Below are 18,923 nucleotides of genomic sequence, written 5' to 3'. Positions count from 1 at the left end.
TTTAATTCAACAAAAAATATGAAAACAGCATATATAGTAAAAGGGTTTAGATCAGCCGTAGGAAAAGCACCAAAGGGTTCCCTGCGATTCACCAGACCCGATGTAATGGCAGCTACTGTGATTGAAAAATTAATGGCAGAGCTTCCGCAATTAGATAAAAACAGAATTGATGACCTTATCGTAGGAAATGCAATGCCTGAGGCTGAGCAAGGATTAAACGTAGCTCGTTTAATTTCCCTGATGGGTTTAAATACAGATAAAGTTCCGGGAGTAACAGTCAACAGATACTGTGCTTCAGGAAGTGAGGCCATCGCTATTGCTTCAGCAAAAATCCAGGCTGGAATGGCAGATTGTATTATTGCCGGTGGTACAGAATCAATGTCTTACATTCCGATGGGAGGTTATAAGCCTGTTCCGGAAACTGATATTGCAAAAACAAACCCCGATTATTACTGGGGAATGGGTTACACTGCAGAAGAGGTAGCCAAACAATATAATATTACAAGAGAAGAACAGGATCAGTTTGCTTTTGAATCCCATATGAAAGCGTTAAAAGCTAATCAGGAAGGTAAATTTGCCAATCAGATTGTTCCCATTCCTGTAGAATATAACTTCCTTGACGAAAATCAAAAGATGCAAACTAAAAAGTTTGATTTCTCTGTAGATGAAGGGCCAAGAGCTGATACTTCTTTAGCAGGACTTGCGAAACTTAGACCTGTATTTGCCAACGGAGGGAGCGTAACTGCCGGAAATTCATCTCAGATGAGTGACGGAGCTGCTTTTGTAATGGTAATGAGTGAGGAAATGGTAAAAGAATTAGGATTGCAGCCGGAAGCACGATTAGTTGCTTATGCAGCAGCCGGACTTGAACCAAGAATCATGGGAATGGGTCCAGTGTATGCTATTCCAAAAGCGCTTAAACAAGCAGGTTTAGAATTAAAAGACATTGAATTAATTGAATTAAATGAAGCTTTTGCTTCTCAATCAGTTGCTATCAAAAAAGAATTAGGTTTAAATCCTGACATCTTAAACGTAAACGGAGGAGCTATTGCATTAGGTCACCCGCTTGGATGTACAGGGACAAAACTAACTGTTCAGTTACTTGATGAAATGAGAAAACGTGGTAATAAATACGGAATGGTTTCTATGTGTGTAGGAACAGGACAGGGAGCTGCGAGTATTTTTGAACTACTATAAAAAAAGAGATGAAGAGATAATAGACAGATAGATAATAGACAATGTTCAACATCTATCATCTATCCGTCTATTATCTGAACAGTCTCAAAAAAAATTAAAAAATAAAATAATATATGGCTACATTAAAAGGCGGGGAATTCCTAATCAAACAAATTCCTGCAAACGAAATTTTCAGTATTGAAGAATTGAACGAAGAGCAAAAAATGCTTCGTGATTCAGCAAAAGAATTTATTGACAGAGAGGTAGTTCCTCAAAGAGAACGTTTTGAAAAGAAAGATTATGCATTCACTGAAGAAACCATGCGTAAGCTTGGTGACATGGGAATGCTGGGAATCGCTGTACCAGAAGAATACGGTGGTCTTGGAATGGGCTTCGTAACAACAATGCTTGCTTGTGATTATATTTCAGGAACTACAGGTTCATTGGCAACTGCTTATGGAGCGCACACTGGAATCGGTACCCTTCCTATCGTTCTTTATGGAACTGAAGAGCAAAAGAAAAAATATCTTCCGGACCTGGCAACAGGTACAAAATTTGGTGCGTATTGCCTAACTGAGCCGGATGCAGGTTCTGATGCCAACTCAGGAAAAACAAAAGCCAAACTTTCCGAAGACGGAAAACATTATATCATTAATGGTCAGAAAATGTGGATCTCCAATGCAGGATTTGCAGATACATTCACTTTATTCGCTAAAATTGATGATGATAAAAATATCACAGGTTTTGTAATCAACCGTTCTGAGCTTGAAAATCCTGGAAGCTTAACTTTCGGAGAAGAAGAGCACAAATTAGGTATTCGTGCCTCTTCTACACGTCAGGTATTCTTCAATGATATGAAGATTCCTGTAGAAAATCTTTTGGGTGAAAGAAATAACGGTTTTAAAATCGCCTTAAATGCGTTGAACGTTGGCCGTATTAAATTAGCAGCTGCTTGCTTAGATGCTCAAAGAAGAATCTTAAACCACTCTATTCAGTATTCTAACGAAAGAAAACAGTTTGGAGTTTCTATCGCAACTTTCGGAGCAATCAGAAAGAAGTTAGCAGAAATGGCAACCGGAGTTTTCGTAAGTGAAGCAGGATCTTACAGAGCGGCAAAAAATGTTGAAGATAAAATCAATGAATTAGTAGCTGGTGGATTAAGCCATCAGGAAGCAGAACTGAAAGGTGTTGAGGAATTCGCTGTGGAATGTTCAATCCTAAAAGTATTCGTTTCTGATCTTGCACAGCACACTGCTGATGAAGGAATCCAGGTTTACGGTGGTATGGGATTCTCTGAAGATACTCCGATGGAAGCTGCATGGAGAGATTCAAGAATTTCAAGAATTTATGAAGGAACTAACGAAATCAACAGATTATTAGCTGTAGGAATGCTGATCAAGAGAGCTATGAAAGGTGAATTGGATCTTTTATCTCCTGCAATGGCAATCAGCAAAGAATTGATGGGTATTCCTTCATTTGAAGTTCCCGATTATTCAGAATTTATGAGTGAAGAAAAAGCTATTATCGCAAATCTTAAGAAAGTATTCCTTATGGTTTCCGGAGCTGCTCTTCAGAAATACATGATGGATATTGAAAAACAACAGCATTTATTATTGAATGCTTCTGAAATCCTTAACCAGATCTATATGGCAGAATCTGCTATATTAAGAGCTGAGAAACATTTCTCTCCTGATTCTGTGGAAGCAGCAATGGCACAGTTGAACCTTTACAAAGCAGTAGAGAAAATCACTGTTGCCGCTAAGGAAGGAATCATTTCTTTCGCTGAAGGAGATGAGCAGAGAATGATGCTTTCAGGATTAAGAAGATTCACAAAATATACGAATCATCCAAATGTAGTGGCATTAACGGAAAAAGTTGCAGCTCATTATATTGAAAAAGGAACTTATTAGTCTTTTATAACATAAAATTGAATCAGGCGTCTCATTATTGAGACGCTTTTTTATTGACACCCGGCAATATGATGATATTCATATTGTTGACTCGTTTTTGAATGATGAATATTCAAAAAAAATTATTAATTTTATTTAAAATAGAAACACATATGAAAAAATAATCAGTCCCTCCTACCTGTATATTTTTTCATTTTAATGAATAGAAAAATGTAAATCTTTTTTAAATACCAATAATTACAAAACAATAATCTTAAAACAATTACTATGGGAAAATTTATTATTTCAAAAAGAACAAATGGTGACCATCAGTTTAATCTTAAAGCAGGAAACGGCCAGGTCATTTTAACCAGCCAGGGATACAATTCAAAATCTTCCTGTGAAAACGGAATTAGCTCTGTGAAAACCAATTCTCAGGATGATGCAAAGTTCGAAAGAAACACAGCCAAAGATGGCAGATGTTATTTTAACCTTAAGGCAGGAAATGGCCAGATCATAGGCACCAGCCAGATGTATGAATCGGATAACGGCATGGAAAACGGGATAGAATCCGTCAAAAACAATGCTCCTAATGCATCTGTAGAGGACGAATCGAATCTGTAAATAAATCTGAAATAATTTGAAAAAAAATGTCTTATATTTTTAGGGCATTTTTTATTTTTGTACTCTATTTTCATAGAAAATGACAAAAGAAGAATTACTCAATAAAGCTATAAAAATTGCCGACAAGGCACATAAAGGACAAACCGATAAATACCATGCACCCTACATTGCTCATGTGATGCGTGTCATGGAATACGGTAAAACAATGGATGAAAAGATAGTAGGCGTCCTCCACGATGTGGTGGAAGATCATCCTCTTGAATTCAGTCTGGATTATCTAAGAACTGAAGGTTTTCCGGAATATATCATTTTTGCAATCAGCTGCCTCACTAAGTTTGATCCGGAAGAAGACTACGATGAATTTGTAAAAAGGACGGAAAGGTCTCCTTTGGCAGTCGCGGTAAAATTAAATGACCTCCGTGATAATATGGATCTTAGAAGAGTAAACAGAGAGCTTACTCCTAAAGATATTAAAAGGTTCAACAAATACCTGAAAGCATATCGCTATCTGATCGAGAAATATTAATCCGCTCCCGGGAAATCAAAGGTTTTAACATGGTGATCCGTATCATCGATGTTGATGTTCAAAGCAAGGTAAACAAAATGTAAATTTTTGTTTCCTTTTGCTTCGAATTCACGCTGCCAGAGATATCCTGCAAGAACTCCGAAATGTTCGTCAATCTGATAACCAAATCCGCCGTAAACTCTGTTTCTGGCAAAGCTTGGTTTCATTGGAGTAACTACGAAAACTTCGTCATATACATTGGCAAAGACAGTTCCTTTCTTTATAGTTTTTGAATTTAAAGGAACACTCACATTCAAACGATAACGGTAACGCATTCTTTGGGATGTATTATCTGTTTGCGGTTCATAAAACCAGCTTTTTTCGACCCTGAAACGGTTCTCAAACTTCACAATCCCTTTTTTAAGATCAATGACATCCTGAAGCCATACCCTGAACTCTTCTCTGCTTAAACGATGGTCTTTATAATTGACATATCTGCCGAGTCCGACAAAAGGTTTATGATTTTTGGTAAGATTATACCCTAATCCTCCCTTTATCTCATAATAATCGGGGTAGGTATAATCTTCGTTACCACGCAGCTGCCCTTCTGCATAAAGGAAAAATTTTGGATGAAACTTATAGGTCAGGGTCACTGCATTGAAGCTGGAAACATGTTCCTGTGCTTTAAAAAAAGAAAAACCAAGTAGTAAACTTAAACCTAAAAGACGTTTCATAAAAAATTTTTGCAAATGTAAATGTTTTAACAATTTGTTAATATTAACTTTACTTAATATCAAATTAACATCTACTTAATATTAATTGTATAAGAAAACCCAATGTGGAACCACCTTTGCGGCATTTTCACACCAAAAGCTTCTGTATATTTTGTATTGGTAATATTGTTAATCAACACATACACAGAATAGTCCTTTTTAGCAAAGCTTAATTTCTCATCCAAAAGATTGTAGCTTCCTAAATTAACCCTTTGATTATATCGGTACACCAATTCATTGGTAAAATTTCCCAGGAATTTTGTTTCCAGTTTTGAAATAAACTGGTGCTTCAGGTTATCTAAAATGTATCTTGAAATATATTCATTAGACTCCTGATATTGGCTGTCCAGGTAAGTATATCCTACCATATATCTCAGCCAGTCGGTCACTTTGTGATTTACTTCAGCCTCTATTCCTCTGACTTTAATATCTCCAACATTTTGGGCATACCAAACCGTACCGTTCGGATCCTTTTTAACCCAGTCTATAGAATTGTTTGAATTCCTTAAAAATCCGCTTACTTTAGCCAAAATCCTGTTATTCTGATACTGATATCCAACTTCAGATGAAATGGCATTTTCAGGCGTCAGATCAGGATTTCCAACTTCAGTCGGACTTACATAATAAAGCTCTGTAAAGGTCGGAATGCGGTGTACTTTGGCAATATTTCCGTAGATTTTATTATTTCCGTTAAAATTATATCCTACGTCAAGACCCGGATAAAAGAAGTTCCCTTCTTTGGCATAATTAGCCCAAGAAATTCCCGGACTGATGTTTAATTTTTTATCAAATAACGAAAAATGATGTTCAAAGAAAACCTGTGATACAAAACGGTTTGGATTGCCTAAATTACTGCTTACCAACAACTCTTTTCTCAGTTCAACACCCACTCCGGTTGTCCCCAGGCCCCATTGATAGCTGGAGTTTACTTCTCCACCTACATTATTTCCGATATGCATATTTCTGTAGACCTCAGGTTTTTGACGGTTAAAAAGATACATATCCTGTCCTCTTCGCCAATATACGTTAGAATTCACCTTCAGTTTCCCAAAGGTCTGCTGATGAGCCAGACTTACGATTGAAGCCTGCATTTCTTCATATTGCTCGGTAGCCTTGCTGGAAGAATAAAATCCGTTAGCCCCGAATTTCTTTTCCGAAAAACCTGCCTGAAGTCGCAGATCTCCGTTTTTAATATTTAGTTTTCCCTGATAGAATGCACTTCTGATCTCATAATCCGTGTTATACATATACCCTTGTGAAGAGGATGTATTGGCTTGAAGACTGTTTGAGAACTTTTCATTGCCTATCTGAGCGTTCATTCCCAATCCGTAAGATCCGTAATCGCCTCCGTCAGCACTTATTTCCACTCTTTTTCCGGGAGTTGTTTTGGTAATGATATTGATAACACCTGCATAGGCATTTTGGCCAAAACGTCTGGCTGCCGGCCCTTTGATCACCTCAATCTTTTCTACATCATCAAGATCTACCGGCATATTCATATTATTGTGTCCCGTCTGGGAGTCATTCATTCTGATTCCGTTCAACAACAATAAAACCTGTTCAAAAGAACTTCCACGGAACGTAATGTCACTCTGTACTCCATTTGCTCCTCTCCTTCTTATATCCATTCCGGAAACCTGCTGAAGGATTTCATCAATACTTTTAGCCGGAGAATTAATGATATCTTCTCTGGTAATAACGGTGATATTCTGGTTAGCACTTTTATAAGGAGTAGAAATGAATTTCCCCTGAAATTCAACATTCTCAATATCTGTGGTCTTTTCCTGTGCATTTACCCAAAGCAAAGAGCCCAGAAAAAAAACACTTCCTATCTTTTTGATCATAATCGTTTCCGTAGTTTCTTAATAACAGGGATCAAAAGTAAGAGAGTTCATCAAGACAGGCAAATGATACTTGTCATAAAAAAAGATGTAACATTGAAATGCTACATCCTGTGTCTGAGGGAGAATTTTACCTTTTTCTCATTAAATGTGTAACTAGATCTCTGAATAATTTTCTCATTTCTATATTACATATTTATGAATACAATTTTAAATAATTTTAAAACATAAAACAATACCCTCACATAAAAACGCAATGAAAATTCTAAAATTACTTCTGTCACAATAAAAATAAACAGTAAATACAAAATAAGTCTAAAAAATATATACTATTTTCTTTGATACACATTCCCTATTTAGGATTCGACTGCGTATGATATAGGTTAATTCTATAATATTTTGAAAAAGAATTGATAGATATTTTTCACTAAAAATTCGTAATTTTGTGGGTCTTAATTTTACGTTGAAAGTATTCTTTTTCAACTGTGTTTTGGAGCATCATTTTTTAATGTTCGTTTCTCTGGCTCAGGTGAATTCAGGAATATATTAATACGTTCAATTGATGGCAAATCTTGAAAATTTCAAGATAAAACACCAGTTACTGACAGCTTATAATATGACTCAGTAGCTTTTATGAACAAACAAAATATGGCTAATACGACAGAAATAGATATAAAAAAACAGATTTACGTTAAGAATGCACATCTTAATAATCTGAAACATATAGACGTCCTGATTCCTAAAAATAAACTTATTGTTATTACCGGAGTTTCAGGAAGTGGAAAATCATCTCTGGCTTTTGATACTATTTACGCAGAAGGCCAGCGAAGGTATGTGGAAAGTTTGAGTTCTTATGCACGTCAGTTTTTAGGCAAATTAGAAAAGCCTAAAGTAGATGACATCAAAGGACTGGCTCCTTCTATTGCCATACAACAGAAAGTAATTTCTTCCAATCCGCGATCTACAGTAGGAACTTCTACTGAGATCTATGATTATATGAAGCTTTTATTTGCCAGAATCGGGAAAACATATTCTCCGATTTCGGGGGAAGAAGTTAAAAAAGATTCGGTTTCCGATGTGGTAGATTTTATTAAAGCTTCCAAAAAAGACAGTTCTTTTCTACTGACTGCGCCGTTAGAATATGATGCAGACAATTTCAAGGAAAATTTAAATATTTTAAAGCTTGCAGGTTTCACAAGACTTGAAATCAATGGAAATGTGGCTGGAATTGAAGATTTGGAAAGCTTCGGATTTGTTCCTGAAAAAGGGATGATGATCAATCTTGTCATTGACCGTTTTTCTTATGAAGAAGATGAAAGTTTCTTACAGCGTTTAGCAGATTCTATTCAAATGGCATTCTATGAAGGTCGTGGCTATTGTTCTCTGAAGAATACAGATACAGGAAAAACAAAAGAGTTTTCCAATAAATTTGAACTTGACGGCATGGAGTTTCTTGAGCCAAACGTTCATTTTTTCAGTTTCAACAATCCTTATGGAGCGTGTCCGGCTTGCGAAGGATATGGAAAGGTAATCGGAATAGATGAAGATCTTGTAGTTCCGAACAAAACATTATCTGTATATGAAGATGCCGTAGTTTCCTGGAGAGGAGAAACGATGAGCGAATGGAAGAAGGATTTCATTAAAAAAGCAGGTGATTTCCCGATTCATAAACCTTATCATCAGTTGACAAAGGAGCAGAAAAATTTTCTTTGGAAAGGTGACGGGAAAAACAATTTCCCTTCTATTAATAATTTCTTCAAAATGCTTGAAGAAAACTTATACAAAATCCAATACCGTGTAATGCTGTCCCGCTACAGAGGGAAAACCCTTTGCTCTACCTGTGAAGGCTTAAGACTGCGCGAGGAAACGAGCTGGGTAAAGATAGACGGCCACAATATTCAATCCATGATTGAACTTCCTTTGGATGAACTGGCACCGGTAATTAACGGATTACAATTGTCTGACCACGATAAAGAAGTTGCCAAACGATTGTTGTATGAAATTACCACCCGTCTAGAGTTTTTATTAAAAGTAGGATTAGGATATTTAACACTCAACAGAACTTCAAATACATTGTCCGGAGGTGAAAGCCAGAGAATTAATCTTGCAACGAGTTTAGGAAGCTCTTTGGTCGGTTCCATCTATATTTTGGATGAACCTTCTATCGGTCTTCATTCTAAGGATACTGAAAATCTGATTGAAGTATTAAAAAATCTTCGTGATCTTGGCAACACCGTAATCGTTGTAGAGCATGATGAAGATGTAATGAGAGCCGCAGATTATATTATAGACATCGGGCCGGAAGCCGGTTATCTTGGTGGCGAGCTTGTATTTGCAGGAGATTATAAAGATCTTAAAAAAGCCAATACGCTTACTTCAGAATATCTTACCGGAAGATTGGAAATCAAAGTACCGGAAAAACGTAGAAAAGCAAAAGAATGGATTCATATTAAAGGAGCCCGTCAGAATAATCTTAAAAATATCGATGTTGATATTCCATTGGAAAACCTTGTGGTGATCTCCGGAGTTTCAGGAAGTGGAAAATCTACATTGATGAAAGAGATTTTAACCAATGATATCCAGATTCAACTGGGAATGGGAGGTAAAAAGGGAGATTATGATTCGGTAGAGTTTCCAAAAAAACTGATCAAGAATATTGAATTAATCGATCAGAATCCTATCGGAAAATCTTCACGCTCCAACCCGGTAACCTATCTGAAAGCTTACGACGACATCCGTGATCTTTTTGCCAAGCAGAAAGTAGCAAAAATGATGGGCTATAAGCCGAAACATTTCTCCTTCAATGTTGATGGCGGAAGATGTGATGAATGTAAAGGAGAAGGCGTCATCAATGTTTCCATGCAGTTTATGGCAGATATTGAACTGGAGTGTGAAGTTTGTAAAGGAACTCGTTTCAAAAGTGAAATTCTGGAGGTGAAATTTGATGAAAAAAGCATCTCTGATATCCTTCACATGACTGTGGACGAAGCATTGGCATTCTTTAAAGATAATAATGAAGAGAAAATTGTAACCAAACTGAGACCTTTACAGGAAGTTGGATTAGGTTACCTACAACTGGGACAAAGCTCCTCTACCCTTTCCGGTGGTGAAGCGCAACGTGTGAAACTGGCATCATTCCTGGTAAAAGGGGTAACAACGGATAAAACGCTGTTTATTTTTGACGAACCTTCTACCGGTCTTCACTTCCATGATATTCAGAAATTACTGAAGTCATTACAAGCATTGATTGATCTGGGTCATTCTGTTATCGTTATCGAGCATCAGCCTGATATTATTAAATCTGCAGACTTTATCATTGATATTGGTCCCGAGGCAGGAAAACACGGTGGTGAAGTTGTTTTTGCCGGAACTCCGGAAGATTTAACAAAAAACAAAAAGTCGTACACCGCAAAATATATCAAGGAAAAACTTGAAAATTAAAATACAAACAGAGAGCCATTGAGCTCTCTGTTTTTTCTTCAATGACCTGATGAAGCTGGGTACTTGAACAACGCCAGTAGCTATCATCACATCTTATCCATGGTATACCGGGATTTTTCAATAATTCTCCTGTTCACTATATAATTTAAAATCCATCAATCTGATTATATTATTTATGATCATGATTAAGCTGCCTGAAATTTTAAGTTCTCCTGTCTCAAGACACTTATCAAAAAAAAAACTTTTTAATAAAAATAATCAATACATAGAAGATATATCACTCGTAAACCATTATTTCACTCAATATCATTCATATAAATAGAATAATTAATTAAAATATTTCAAATAATTGAAAATGAATCAAGTACACATAACCTCACCTTAAAAAAAGAAGAAAATAAACCAATATATTTGCCTTTACAAACATGTTATTTAACTGTAAAGCAATAATGAAAAACACAATTATTTCTGTATTTTTTTTATTTGGGATAACTATGCGCGCCCAAGTAGGGATTAACACAATCAACCCTGATCCAAGCGCAGTTTTAGATATTAAGCATTCCAACAAAGGATTGCTCATCCCAAGGGTAAGTCTACAAAACAAGACCGATCTTTCAACTATTCCTAACCCTGCAAATGGCTTAATTGTATATAATTTAACGAGTTCAACAGGAACTGGTAATAATGTAATTGCAGATAACTTCTATGTTTTTTCTGCCACCACCAATTCATGGGATCTGTTGGTAACAGATACTGTGCTGAACACAGCAATCGAAGGGCTTGGCGTTCCGCAATTACAGGTAGTAGCCAATGTTTCATCCGGCAGCAACGACACATCTTATATAGGTAATGATCTTGGAGCAAATATTAGAAGACTCTATTTTAACACTAAGGTTTTTGATAAAAACAATACCTACGATGCCGTAAATTCGGAGTTCAAAGCCCCTAAAAACGGATATTATCAAATAGATGCGTCTGTATTGCTGAAAAGTTATCAGGCACAAAGTACCACGAATATTGTGCGGCTGGGAGTAAGCAAACCCTATACAACATTTGTGTATAACGGAAATGCAACATTTGCTTTTCTAAATCAGCCGTTAAATGCAGTTACTGATGATCAGCAACCATTAACGATTAAGGTTTCCGGGGTTATCTATATGAACAAAGATGAAAAGATATGTTTTCTTACCCGATACATTACTCCCGGTACTACTGCAGGTAACAATATCTATTCAATCGATACGGAAAGTTTGGGATACAACAGATCACAAGTGAACAATATAACAATAGTATATCTCCCAATCGTAAATTAATACTATGAAAGCTTACCTATTATCAGCCTTGTGTTTCGGAACATTTTATTATTCACAAGTTGGGATCAATACAGGCTCCAATCTGGACAAAAGTGCTGCCCTTCATATTAATTCAGCTCATAAAGGATTGTTGATACCAAGAGTTTCATTATCCGGAGTTACGGATGTTACCACCATCAATAACCCGGCAAATGGATTATTGGTATTTAATCTTATGGATGGAAACAATGGGACTCCATTGAATACAAATGATGATGTTCTAAAAAACAGACTCTATTCTTTCAGCAATGGAAAATGGAATATTTTTGTCAGTGGTGAGGAATTGAATCAGAAAATAAATAATATCCTTTTAAACAAGTTGATTACTTTAGTCAATATGAAACTTTCAGGAAATGATCTAAGTTTCGTAAGCAATGATTTAGGAAATAATATTAGAAAGTTTATATTTGACAATAAAGCCACCGACAAGCTCAATACTTTTAATGTATCAACAGGGGAATTTACAGCTCCTTATACCGGATATTACTTAGTCAATATGAATATCCTTCTTAAACCATGGGGAAATAATTATAATCCTAACAGTAATATAAAAACACCACTTCGTCTGGGTTTATCTAAACCCTATACAGGATCATTCCCTTCCAATGGATTAACAGATCTGATTTTTTATGATGCCACTGAAATTCTGGATTCTGCACAGGGAAGCAATTTCATCACATATCTCAATCTAAAAAGCATTATCTATCTACAATCAGGAGAGAAAACAGTACCCCTCGTGAAATATATTACACCGGGAACAGCAGGAAATCAATACAATCTGAATACAGAAGCTAATAATTATAACAGAAGTCTTACCAATACTATTTCAATCATTTATTTGCCTACATCATAATTAGTAACGATAAATTAAATAAAACAGAGGACTATGGAGCTCTCTGTTTTATTTTGAACCATTATCATGGAATTTTCATTTTGAAATAAATAATAGGATTTCTTTATGGTAGAATATATTTTAAAATTTTGATTTCGTGAGCAAAGTAGAAGATAACAACAAGTTAAAAAAGTGTAAAATATCGCTTTATAAATTTGACTTTCAAAATTGAAAAATGTTGTTTCTGATTCTTTTAGTTAATTATGGCTGCATAATAATCGCTTTATCAAGTTGAATATTATTAAATCTATCTCAAAAAATAAACCTACTTACGTTATCTTAAATTAAATCACAATAACCAAGGCAATTTTAGTATTTTAGTTATTTAATTAAAAATAAATTTATGATACATCGAATTCTATTAATATTGTTTATTTTTCTTTCTTCTCAAATGATATATTCTCAAACCTTCGACGATTCAAGCTGCTGGGAATATTTCAAATTAACAGAAAATTTAAAAAAAGACAAGCCTCTTGACAAGAAAGTATGGAATCAGTTTTTAGAAAATAAAGCCATACAGGTTTATCTGAAAGATCAGGGTGTTGACAGTACTTTTACAGATAATTACAGAAAGATTATGGAGATCGTTTATATGCCAAAAAACGCTGCCATCTTACAGGAAAGATTAAAAGAACCAATGAAAAACTGGTGGTTTTATAATATTAATGAGTATAAAGTGAATGAGGACAACATGAAGAAATATCTCACTGATATTAAGAAAGATCCTGAAAGGTATTTTGATGCTTGTTATCAGTACACCTATGCGATGCTTCCCAAAAAATATCAGAAAAAAGCCCCGGAATATAACGTCAGCATTATCCCTATTCACAATGATGCCCATGTAGAGAATGGCTGGATGGTGTTCACGCTGATCGCAGCATATTTTCACGATGCCAATAAAATGGGAGCTATGGGCGGCCATGAGTTTCATCACGTTCTGCGTCCACAGCTTGTATTTGAGGTGGAAAACCAGGATAAAGTCCTGATAAGCCTGCTTAAAAAAATACTGAATGAGGGAAGCGCTGATCTTACAGATAAGATTTATGAAGGGAAAAATGCAATGAAGCTGCTGGAATTTCAGAGAGAAGCTGGCCCCGAATTCCTTGCAGACGGCGCAAAAGTCATTAAAAATATAGATTCCCTATTGTCTATAAAACCTTTGGACCGATCGAGTTTGAAAATCAACAAATTGATTAATAACTGGAACACCAGCGGTCACGTTCCCGGATATTATATGTCGGACATTATAGCAAAAGCAGGGTATAAAAAAGAATTAATCAAACATATTGATGATCCTTTTCAATTTGTATATCTGTATGATAAAGCATCGAAAAAAAATAAAGAAGCGTACATACTGTCATCAACTACGATGGATCTTGTTCGTGAGCTAGATAAAAAGTATAGAGCTAAAGCAAGCATTGAACAGCATCAATAAGTCTTATATTTTTCATATTTTAGTCAATAACTAATTAAAAATCAATTACTATGAAAAACTTAAAAAAATTAAAAAGAAGCCATCTGATATCGATCAATGGCGGCGATTATGCTTATGCAGACTGTGATATTGAAGGAAACTGTCCTGCTGTTTCGGGTTCATATTACTGCAGTGGCGGAACCTGCTACAGATCTACCGGCGGAGGTAACCCTGGTGGTGGCACCTGTCATGAACCTCAACGTGATTGCATGCCATGGGAAACCGGCTGCGGATGTGTATATTAATAATATATTTTGTAAAATACATTACAGAGTGGCTTTTGGCTGCTCTTTCTTATGTATAAAATTATTTTAAAAGCTTCTCATCTCACAGAAAATTCAGATTTTTGTGATAAGCTCATCTCACTATGAATTATAAAAAAATATGTTGCTTCCTTCCCGTTTTCGCCCTTTTTATTGCCTGTTCAGTAAAGAAAAATGTAACCTCATCCGGTAATTATCAAGTAAAATTGGATACTTTAACTTTATTTGATCAGAGTAGAAACCGGAGAATCCCCATTGCTGTTTATAAACCTCAGGCAGAACAAAAAATTCCCAACCAGCAGGTTGTTATTTTCAATCATGGCTATGGTCTTAACAAAGGCGGAGATTATTTTGTATATTCTTATCTGACTGAAAAACTGGCTTCCAAAGGATATGTTACAGTAAGTATTCAGCATGAGCTTCCTACCGATGCCCTTTTACCTACAGAAGGAAATTTACAACTGGTAAGAAGGCCTTTCTGGCAAAACGGCTCTGATAATATTTTATTTGTTTTAAATGAGCTTAAGAAAATACAACCTGATCTCGATTACAAGCATCTGACTATCATCGGACATTCTAATGGTGGTGATATGGCAGCATTATTTGGAAATCAACATCCTAATCTGGTCTACAAAATTATTACCATGGATAACAGGAGAATGTTTCTTCCAAGAACTTCTGTTCCTAAGATTTATTCATTGCGCTCCAATGATTATCCTGCTGATGAAGGCGTTTTACCTACGGAAGACGAACAGAAAAAATATCATATGATCATACAGCCAACCTCCATCAATCATGGACATATGGATAACAAAGGCAGCGATGAAGAAAAAAAGACGCTTAATGATTTTATCCTTACATATCTTGAAGAACATTAATTTTTCTAACTCTTTAAACAGGAATCACCATGAATGTGAATAATGACAGGTATCAAAAACGCCCGGCAGTAGCAGCTTGACAGACTTATCCACAATAAAATGTGGATAACTTGTGAATTTTAACATTTAATTCATACATCGTATTAAAAATATCGCTACATTTACTATGTAATAATAATCGAAGTGGAAACTTTATTTGCTTTTCTTACTACTATTGAAATTGCAATTAAATTTGAAATAAAAATTTAAGCACAGCATTGTCGGCTGTGCTTTTTATTGTTGTCTAATTAAAAAAATGAGATGTTTTATCTACTGAATCTGCTCCTAAAGAGCAGATTCTTTTATTGTTATCGGTTTAAAATAATGTGTAAATTTATTCCTTTAAAGGCCTCATAGTTCAATGGATAGAATAAGAGTTTCCTAAACTTTAGATCCAGGTTCGATCCCTGGTGAGGCTACAACTTTCCCTTCATTAAAAAAGCCTATAGAACATGTACCCCATTTTTACCCCCGAAACATAAAAATAATTTCTGAAGTTTAGGCTTAAGTAATAGGAATCAGTTGCATCTGCCCTATATTCACATGGAATTTTCACTTTGCTATTGATAATTAAATTATATTGTAATGAAAGCTAAGACTTTAAATACTTGCAAACATAAAATAAATTTCCATACTGCAAAATCTTTTCTTTACACTTAAAGGGAAAGGTCTTAAAATTACATATTATGGATAACCGTAATAATTTATAAGGAAAAGATTTAATTTTGGAATAACAAATATTAATTAAAACTAATAACATGAAAATAGTATTACTATCTACGGAAATTAACAAGTTAGAGATTGCAATTGCAGAAATTGATTTTCCAACAGATCCTTTGGTTGGAGATTTTATTGACATTATTGACTTTATGAGTGAAGAGCAAAAACTTATTTACAGGGCTTATTGTCAAAACGAAGGCAAAAGTGAATTTGCAAACATTAAAAGGAGGTCTTGGCATGTAAAAAAAGGAGACGTTGTAATGTATCTACATTTAGAACATATAAATGCTTAAAAATTAAATTAGTATAGTATAGCCTCTACAAATGAGGCTAATACAACTAAATTTCGTCCAGTTCTTGTCTCATATTTTTAATGAGATTTTCTTTTATGATTTCAGCTTCTGCGGCTTGCTTTATTAAATCTTGTTGATTTAAGGTCATTAAGTTAGAGTCTCCTGATAGAATAATAGTCGGCATCTTCTGAATAAGTAGATTACCCTCTTGTATTATTCTTTCATATACATATTCTAATTTATTTAGCCCGTCAATGATTTGAGAACTTGCGTGTAGTTTAATTTCGGATGTCTCATGCTTAAGTTTATTAATATCTTGCTGAGATTCCATTAATATAGATTGTGTAGCTAATTGATACTGAAGTATCCCTTCATTGTTCTCTTCATCTGACTGAGCATAGAGACAACTTTCAGTGAACTTTTGTGTCATTTCCTGCATTTTTGCTACACTCTTGACGGTCATTTCTGCATTTAATTGGTCTAATTTCTGAAAAAAACCTATATATGAGGCTTTTTTACTTTCATACCGATACTTTCTTTTCGATATATCCAACTCATAATCTCTTTTTAACCCTTCTAATTTTCTGTTAAAATCCGCTTTGATTTTTTCTGTTTCTTCAACCAATCTTTTATTATCATTCAGTAAGGCTCTTCGTTTAGATTTCTCATTTAAATAAACTACAATTCCAGAAATAACAGCACCAACAACACCAGTAAAAACCCCTTTATATATATCAGGCAAAACAGACAAATGTTCAATCATAATTATTATGTTTCTCACAAATATAACAAAAAGCCCTCTCAAAGAGAAGGCTTTAAAATATTTTCAGTTTAACTATCTGTATCTATTTCTAATCTAACAATCATTGTCGGTTTAAATTCTAAATTTAGATTCGCCCCGTAACTTGTGTGTCGATTACCCCCTCCTGTTCCAGTTGATATAAATGGGAGCTTCATTGTTAAAACATTTGGCAATCGATCGGCAATTTCTGCAAAGGGGTTTGTTAATTTGGTTAAACTGTTGGAAAGTTCCATTCCGTAATTGCTTAATTCATTCCCAATATTGACAAGCATCTCAATTTTAAATGTAATCATTGACTCTTTAACTTGTTTCATAATTTCAATCTGACATGTGAGTCATTATCTCTAATATAATGAATTAAAGTTAAATATGGAATAACTACACAGGTTTTTTGAAATTCACTTACAGAGGTTGAGCGTACAATCTGATTATTTCAACCTTCTTACCGTAACCTGAGATACAGGGCCGGAACCGGTTGTTCCGCCGCTGAGCTGTTTAATGGTATAGTTCGCCGTGTTTTGTGCTCTGAAGGAATAAGTTCTTGAGGCGAACATAGGAACTGAGGTAATAATGGTATAAGACTGAAAATTACCGGCAATAAAAAGATCATTAACATTCGTTACCCAACTTCCCGTTGTATCATCCCAAATGCCAATCATAGGATATGTATTGGCCGTTGTGGTAAGTTGCATGTTTACATAAATCTGGTATACCCCATCAGCAACTACCTGAAATGAGTTGGAGGTGGCGCTTCCGGAATAGGTGTTATTATTATCCAGTATTTCATTATTCAGATTACCGATAGGCAATGGAATTGCTGTATTGGCTGAAGCCTGCCCGGAATAGTCGGCGCTGATCTGTACCGTAATTTCCTGAGCAATTAAAAACTGCCCGTTAACAACAATCACTGTTCCCGGCTGATCAGGAGCCAGGGAGATATCTTTCCACACTGGTGGTTGCCCTGGGCCATTGGATACCAATGTTTGTCCCGCAAGTCCTGAATCTCCTGCTGTCTGTGCATCGCCGCCAACACTAATTTCATTATCGACTTCCAAATCTCCATTTACATGAAGGGTCTTTTGGGGAGTGGTTGTGTTGATTCCGAATTGGGAATACATATCTGTAGAAACACATACGAAAAAGGAGCAGCTCACTATATATAATATTCTAATCATATTCTTTGGTTTTTGGTAAGTTAAAATCGGGAAAGTCATTTTAAGCGTTTCACGGATACCTCAGAAACAGGTCCTGATCCGGTGGCTCCGGAGCTTAAAGCCTTAATTGTATAAGCAACAGTATTAGCCGCCCGGAAAGAATAATCCTTCCCGGCAGCCAAGAACAGTGAGGTCATTAAAGTATATGTTTGAAAACCGTTTGTTGGCGCTGCAAACACATCGTTTACCCTGGCTACCCACAGATTTGTAGTGTTGTCCCAAATACCAACGACAGGATATGTATTGTTAGTGGTCGACAGCTGCATATTCATAATTACTTTATATACTCCGTCTGCTGAAACCTGAAAGGTATTGGATGATCCGTTTCCAGAATATCGGTTTTCATTATCAATCACTTCATCTGTTAAACTCCCGATATTGGTTGCTATGGTTGCTCCGGGAACTGCGGGTCCGGCAAAATCTGAAGCCATGTTTACAGTGATCTCCTGGGCTACCACATACTTTCCTCCTACAACCATTACGGTTCCTGTAGAGTTAAGGCCACCCGCCATATTTTCCCATGTCGCAGGTTGTCCCGGGCCGTTTGATCTTAAAATTTGCCCCGAAGTACCGGAACTTCCGCCCAAATTAATTTCATTGGTAACCTGTAATGTCCCGTTGACATGGAGTGTCTTTTGTGGTGTCTGCGTATTGATACCAATCTGTGAGAAACAGACAGAAAAAAATAGCATATGGATTAAAAAGAAAAAGTATTTACTCATAATCATGGTTTATTATTTTTAAAAT

At 35.6% G+C, this 18,923-nt stretch carries 17 protein-coding genes and 1 tRNA gene; 12 read left to right on the top strand and 6 right to left on the bottom strand.

Annotated elements, in window-relative coordinates; translation table 11 throughout:
• The first annotated feature begins 18 nt into the window (after positions 1–18).
• The 4 genes from EG342_RS16765 to EG342_RS16750 all read left to right on the top strand — a co-directional run bounded on the left by EG342_RS16765 (position 19) and on the right by EG342_RS16750 (position 4,215).
• Positions 19–1,197: a thiolase family protein gene (locus tag EG342_RS16765; RefSeq protein WP_103292652.1), complete on the top strand. Its 1,179-nt coding sequence runs from the start codon at positions 19–21 to the stop codon at positions 1,195–1,197.
• A gap of 113 nt (positions 1,198–1,310) precedes the next feature.
• Positions 1,311–3,086, top strand: a complete 1,776-nt coding sequence (locus tag EG342_RS16760; protein ID WP_103292653.1) for an acyl-CoA dehydrogenase family protein — start codon at positions 1,311–1,313, stop codon at positions 3,084–3,086.
• A gap of 267 nt (positions 3,087–3,353) precedes the next feature.
• Entirely contained in the window at positions 3,354–3,689 is a 336-nt protein-coding gene (locus EG342_RS16755) for a YegP family protein (protein ID WP_103293614.1), read from the top strand.
• A 79-nt stretch (positions 3,690–3,768) separates the two neighbouring features.
• Positions 3,769–4,215: a phosphohydrolase gene (locus EG342_RS16750; RefSeq protein ID WP_047099411.1), complete on the top strand. Its 447-nt coding sequence runs from the start codon at positions 3,769–3,771 to the stop codon at positions 4,213–4,215.
• Here the strand turns inward: EG342_RS16750 and EG342_RS16745 are convergent.
• Positions 4,212–4,928 (bottom strand): DUF2490 domain-containing protein, encoded by a 717-nt coding sequence (locus EG342_RS16745; protein ID WP_103293615.1) that lies wholly within the window; start codon positions 4,926–4,928, stop codon positions 4,212–4,214. The genes EG342_RS16750 and EG342_RS16745 overlap by 4 nt on opposite strands.
• Positions 4,929–4,999: 71 nt before the next feature.
• A complete protein-coding gene (locus EG342_RS16740; protein ID WP_103293616.1) occupies positions 5,000–6,811 on the bottom strand; it encodes a TonB-dependent receptor plug domain-containing protein in 1,812 nt (603 codons plus the stop codon).
• 645 nt (positions 6,812–7,456) lie between these two features.
• Between EG342_RS16740 and uvrA the strand changes: the two genes are divergently transcribed.
• From uvrA to EG342_RS16700, 8 genes are all read left to right on the top strand, one after another.
• The gene (uvrA, locus tag EG342_RS16735) at positions 7,457–10,249 is read left to right on the top strand and encodes an excinuclease ABC subunit UvrA (RefSeq protein WP_103293751.1); all 2,793 of its coding nucleotides are present in this window, start codon (positions 7,457–7,459) and stop codon (positions 10,247–10,249) included.
• A gap of 494 nt (positions 10,250–10,743) precedes the next feature.
• A complete protein-coding gene (locus EG342_RS16730) occupies positions 10,744–11,562 on the top strand; it encodes a hypothetical protein (RefSeq protein ID WP_123868124.1) in 819 nt (272 codons plus the stop codon).
• 4 nt (positions 11,563–11,566) lie between these two features.
• Positions 11,567–12,454: a hypothetical protein gene (locus EG342_RS16725; protein WP_103293618.1), complete on the top strand. Its 888-nt coding sequence runs from the start codon at positions 11,567–11,569 to the stop codon at positions 12,452–12,454.
• A 382-nt stretch (positions 12,455–12,836) separates the two neighbouring features.
• Positions 12,837–13,928, top strand: coding sequence for a DUF5700 domain-containing putative Zn-dependent protease (locus EG342_RS16720; RefSeq protein ID WP_123868123.1), 1,092 nt, complete (start codon positions 12,837–12,839; stop codon positions 13,926–13,928).
• Positions 13,929–13,978: 50 nt separating this feature from the next.
• Positions 13,979–14,212: a hypothetical protein gene (locus tag EG342_RS16715; RefSeq protein WP_103293620.1), complete on the top strand. Its 234-nt coding sequence runs from the start codon at positions 13,979–13,981 to the stop codon at positions 14,210–14,212.
• A 122-nt stretch (positions 14,213–14,334) separates the two neighbouring features.
• A complete protein-coding gene (locus tag EG342_RS16710; protein WP_103293621.1) occupies positions 14,335–15,108 on the top strand; it encodes an alpha/beta hydrolase family protein in 774 nt (257 codons plus the stop codon).
• A 386-nt stretch (positions 15,109–15,494) separates the two neighbouring features.
• A tRNA-Arg gene (locus EG342_RS16705) sits at positions 15,495–15,566 on the top strand.
• Positions 15,567–15,905: 339 nt separating this feature from the next.
• Positions 15,906–16,160, top strand: coding sequence for a hypothetical protein (locus EG342_RS16700; protein WP_103293622.1), 255 nt, complete (start codon positions 15,906–15,908; stop codon positions 16,158–16,160).
• A 46-nt stretch (positions 16,161–16,206) separates the two neighbouring features.
• On the opposite strand, the gene EG342_RS16695 is transcribed toward EG342_RS16700, so the two are convergent.
• The 4 genes from EG342_RS16695 to EG342_RS16680 form a co-directional block, all read right to left on the bottom strand.
• A complete protein-coding gene (locus EG342_RS16695; protein WP_103293623.1) occupies positions 16,207–16,923 on the bottom strand; it encodes a hypothetical protein in 717 nt (238 codons plus the stop codon).
• Between the two features lie 68 nt (positions 16,924–16,991).
• Positions 16,992–17,276, bottom strand: a complete 285-nt coding sequence (locus EG342_RS16690) for a hypothetical protein (protein ID WP_103293624.1) — start codon at positions 17,274–17,276, stop codon at positions 16,992–16,994.
• Positions 17,277–17,390: 114 nt separating this feature from the next.
• Positions 17,391–18,137: a hypothetical protein gene (locus tag EG342_RS16685; RefSeq protein WP_123868122.1), complete on the bottom strand. Its 747-nt coding sequence runs from the start codon at positions 18,135–18,137 to the stop codon at positions 17,391–17,393.
• 35 nt (positions 18,138–18,172) lie between these two features.
• On the bottom strand, positions 18,173–18,898 hold the full coding sequence (locus EG342_RS16680; RefSeq protein ID WP_123868121.1) for a hypothetical protein: 726 nt from the start codon (positions 18,896–18,898) through the stop codon (positions 18,173–18,175).
• Positions 18,899–18,923 lie beyond the last annotated feature (25 nt).

It is taken from the genome of Chryseobacterium lactis, from assembly GCF_003815875.1.
Classification (GTDB): domain Bacteria; phylum Bacteroidota; class Bacteroidia; order Flavobacteriales; family Weeksellaceae; genus Chryseobacterium; species Chryseobacterium lactis.
The sequence above is the reverse complement of the archived record's forward strand: the minus strand, read 5'-3'. Positions and strand labels throughout refer to the sequence as shown.

Bases quoted from the DNA above. Each gene is read 5' to 3' on its own strand.
- EG342_RS16765 (WP_103292652.1), top strand. From the start codon at position 19: ATGAAAACAGCATATATAGTAAAAGGGTTTAGATCAGCCGTAGGAAAA.
- EG342_RS16760 (WP_103292653.1), top strand. From the start codon at position 1,311: ATGGCTACATTAAAAGGCGGGGAATTCCTAATCAAACAAATTCCTGCA.
- EG342_RS16755 (WP_103293614.1), top strand. From the start codon at position 3,354: ATGGGAAAATTTATTATTTCAAAAAGAACAAATGGTGACCATCAGTTT.
- EG342_RS16750 (WP_047099411.1), top strand. From the start codon at position 3,769: ATGACAAAAGAAGAATTACTCAATAAAGCTATAAAAATTGCCGACAAG.
- EG342_RS16745 (WP_103293615.1), bottom strand. From the start codon at position 4,928: ATGAAACGTCTTTTAGGTTTAAGTTTACTACTTGGTTTTTCTTTTTTT.
- EG342_RS16740 (WP_103293616.1), bottom strand. From the start codon at position 6,811: ATGATCAAAAAGATAGGAAGTGTTTTTTTTCTGGGCTCTTTGCTTTGG.
- uvrA (WP_103293751.1), top strand. From the start codon at position 7,457: ATGGCTAATACGACAGAAATAGATATAAAAAAACAGATTTACGTTAAG.
- EG342_RS16730 (WP_123868124.1), top strand. From the start codon at position 10,744: ATGCGCGCCCAAGTAGGGATTAACACAATCAACCCTGATCCAAGCGCA.
- EG342_RS16725 (WP_103293618.1), top strand. From the start codon at position 11,567: ATGAAAGCTTACCTATTATCAGCCTTGTGTTTCGGAACATTTTATTAT.
- EG342_RS16720 (WP_123868123.1), top strand. From the start codon at position 12,837: ATGATACATCGAATTCTATTAATATTGTTTATTTTTCTTTCTTCTCAA.
- EG342_RS16715 (WP_103293620.1), top strand. From the start codon at position 13,979: ATGAAAAACTTAAAAAAATTAAAAAGAAGCCATCTGATATCGATCAAT.
- EG342_RS16710 (WP_103293621.1), top strand. From the start codon at position 14,335: ATGAATTATAAAAAAATATGTTGCTTCCTTCCCGTTTTCGCCCTTTTT.
- EG342_RS16700 (WP_103293622.1), top strand. From the start codon at position 15,906: ATGAAAATAGTATTACTATCTACGGAAATTAACAAGTTAGAGATTGCA.
- EG342_RS16695 (WP_103293623.1), bottom strand. From the start codon at position 16,923: ATGATTGAACATTTGTCTGTTTTGCCTGATATATATAAAGGGGTTTTT.
- EG342_RS16690 (WP_103293624.1), bottom strand. From the start codon at position 17,276: ATGAAACAAGTTAAAGAGTCAATGATTACATTTAAAATTGAGATGCTT.
- EG342_RS16685 (WP_123868122.1), bottom strand. From the start codon at position 18,137: ATGATTAGAATATTATATATAGTGAGCTGCTCCTTTTTCGTATGTGTT.
- EG342_RS16680 (WP_123868121.1), bottom strand. From the start codon at position 18,898: ATGAGTAAATACTTTTTCTTTTTAATCCATATGCTATTTTTTTCTGTC.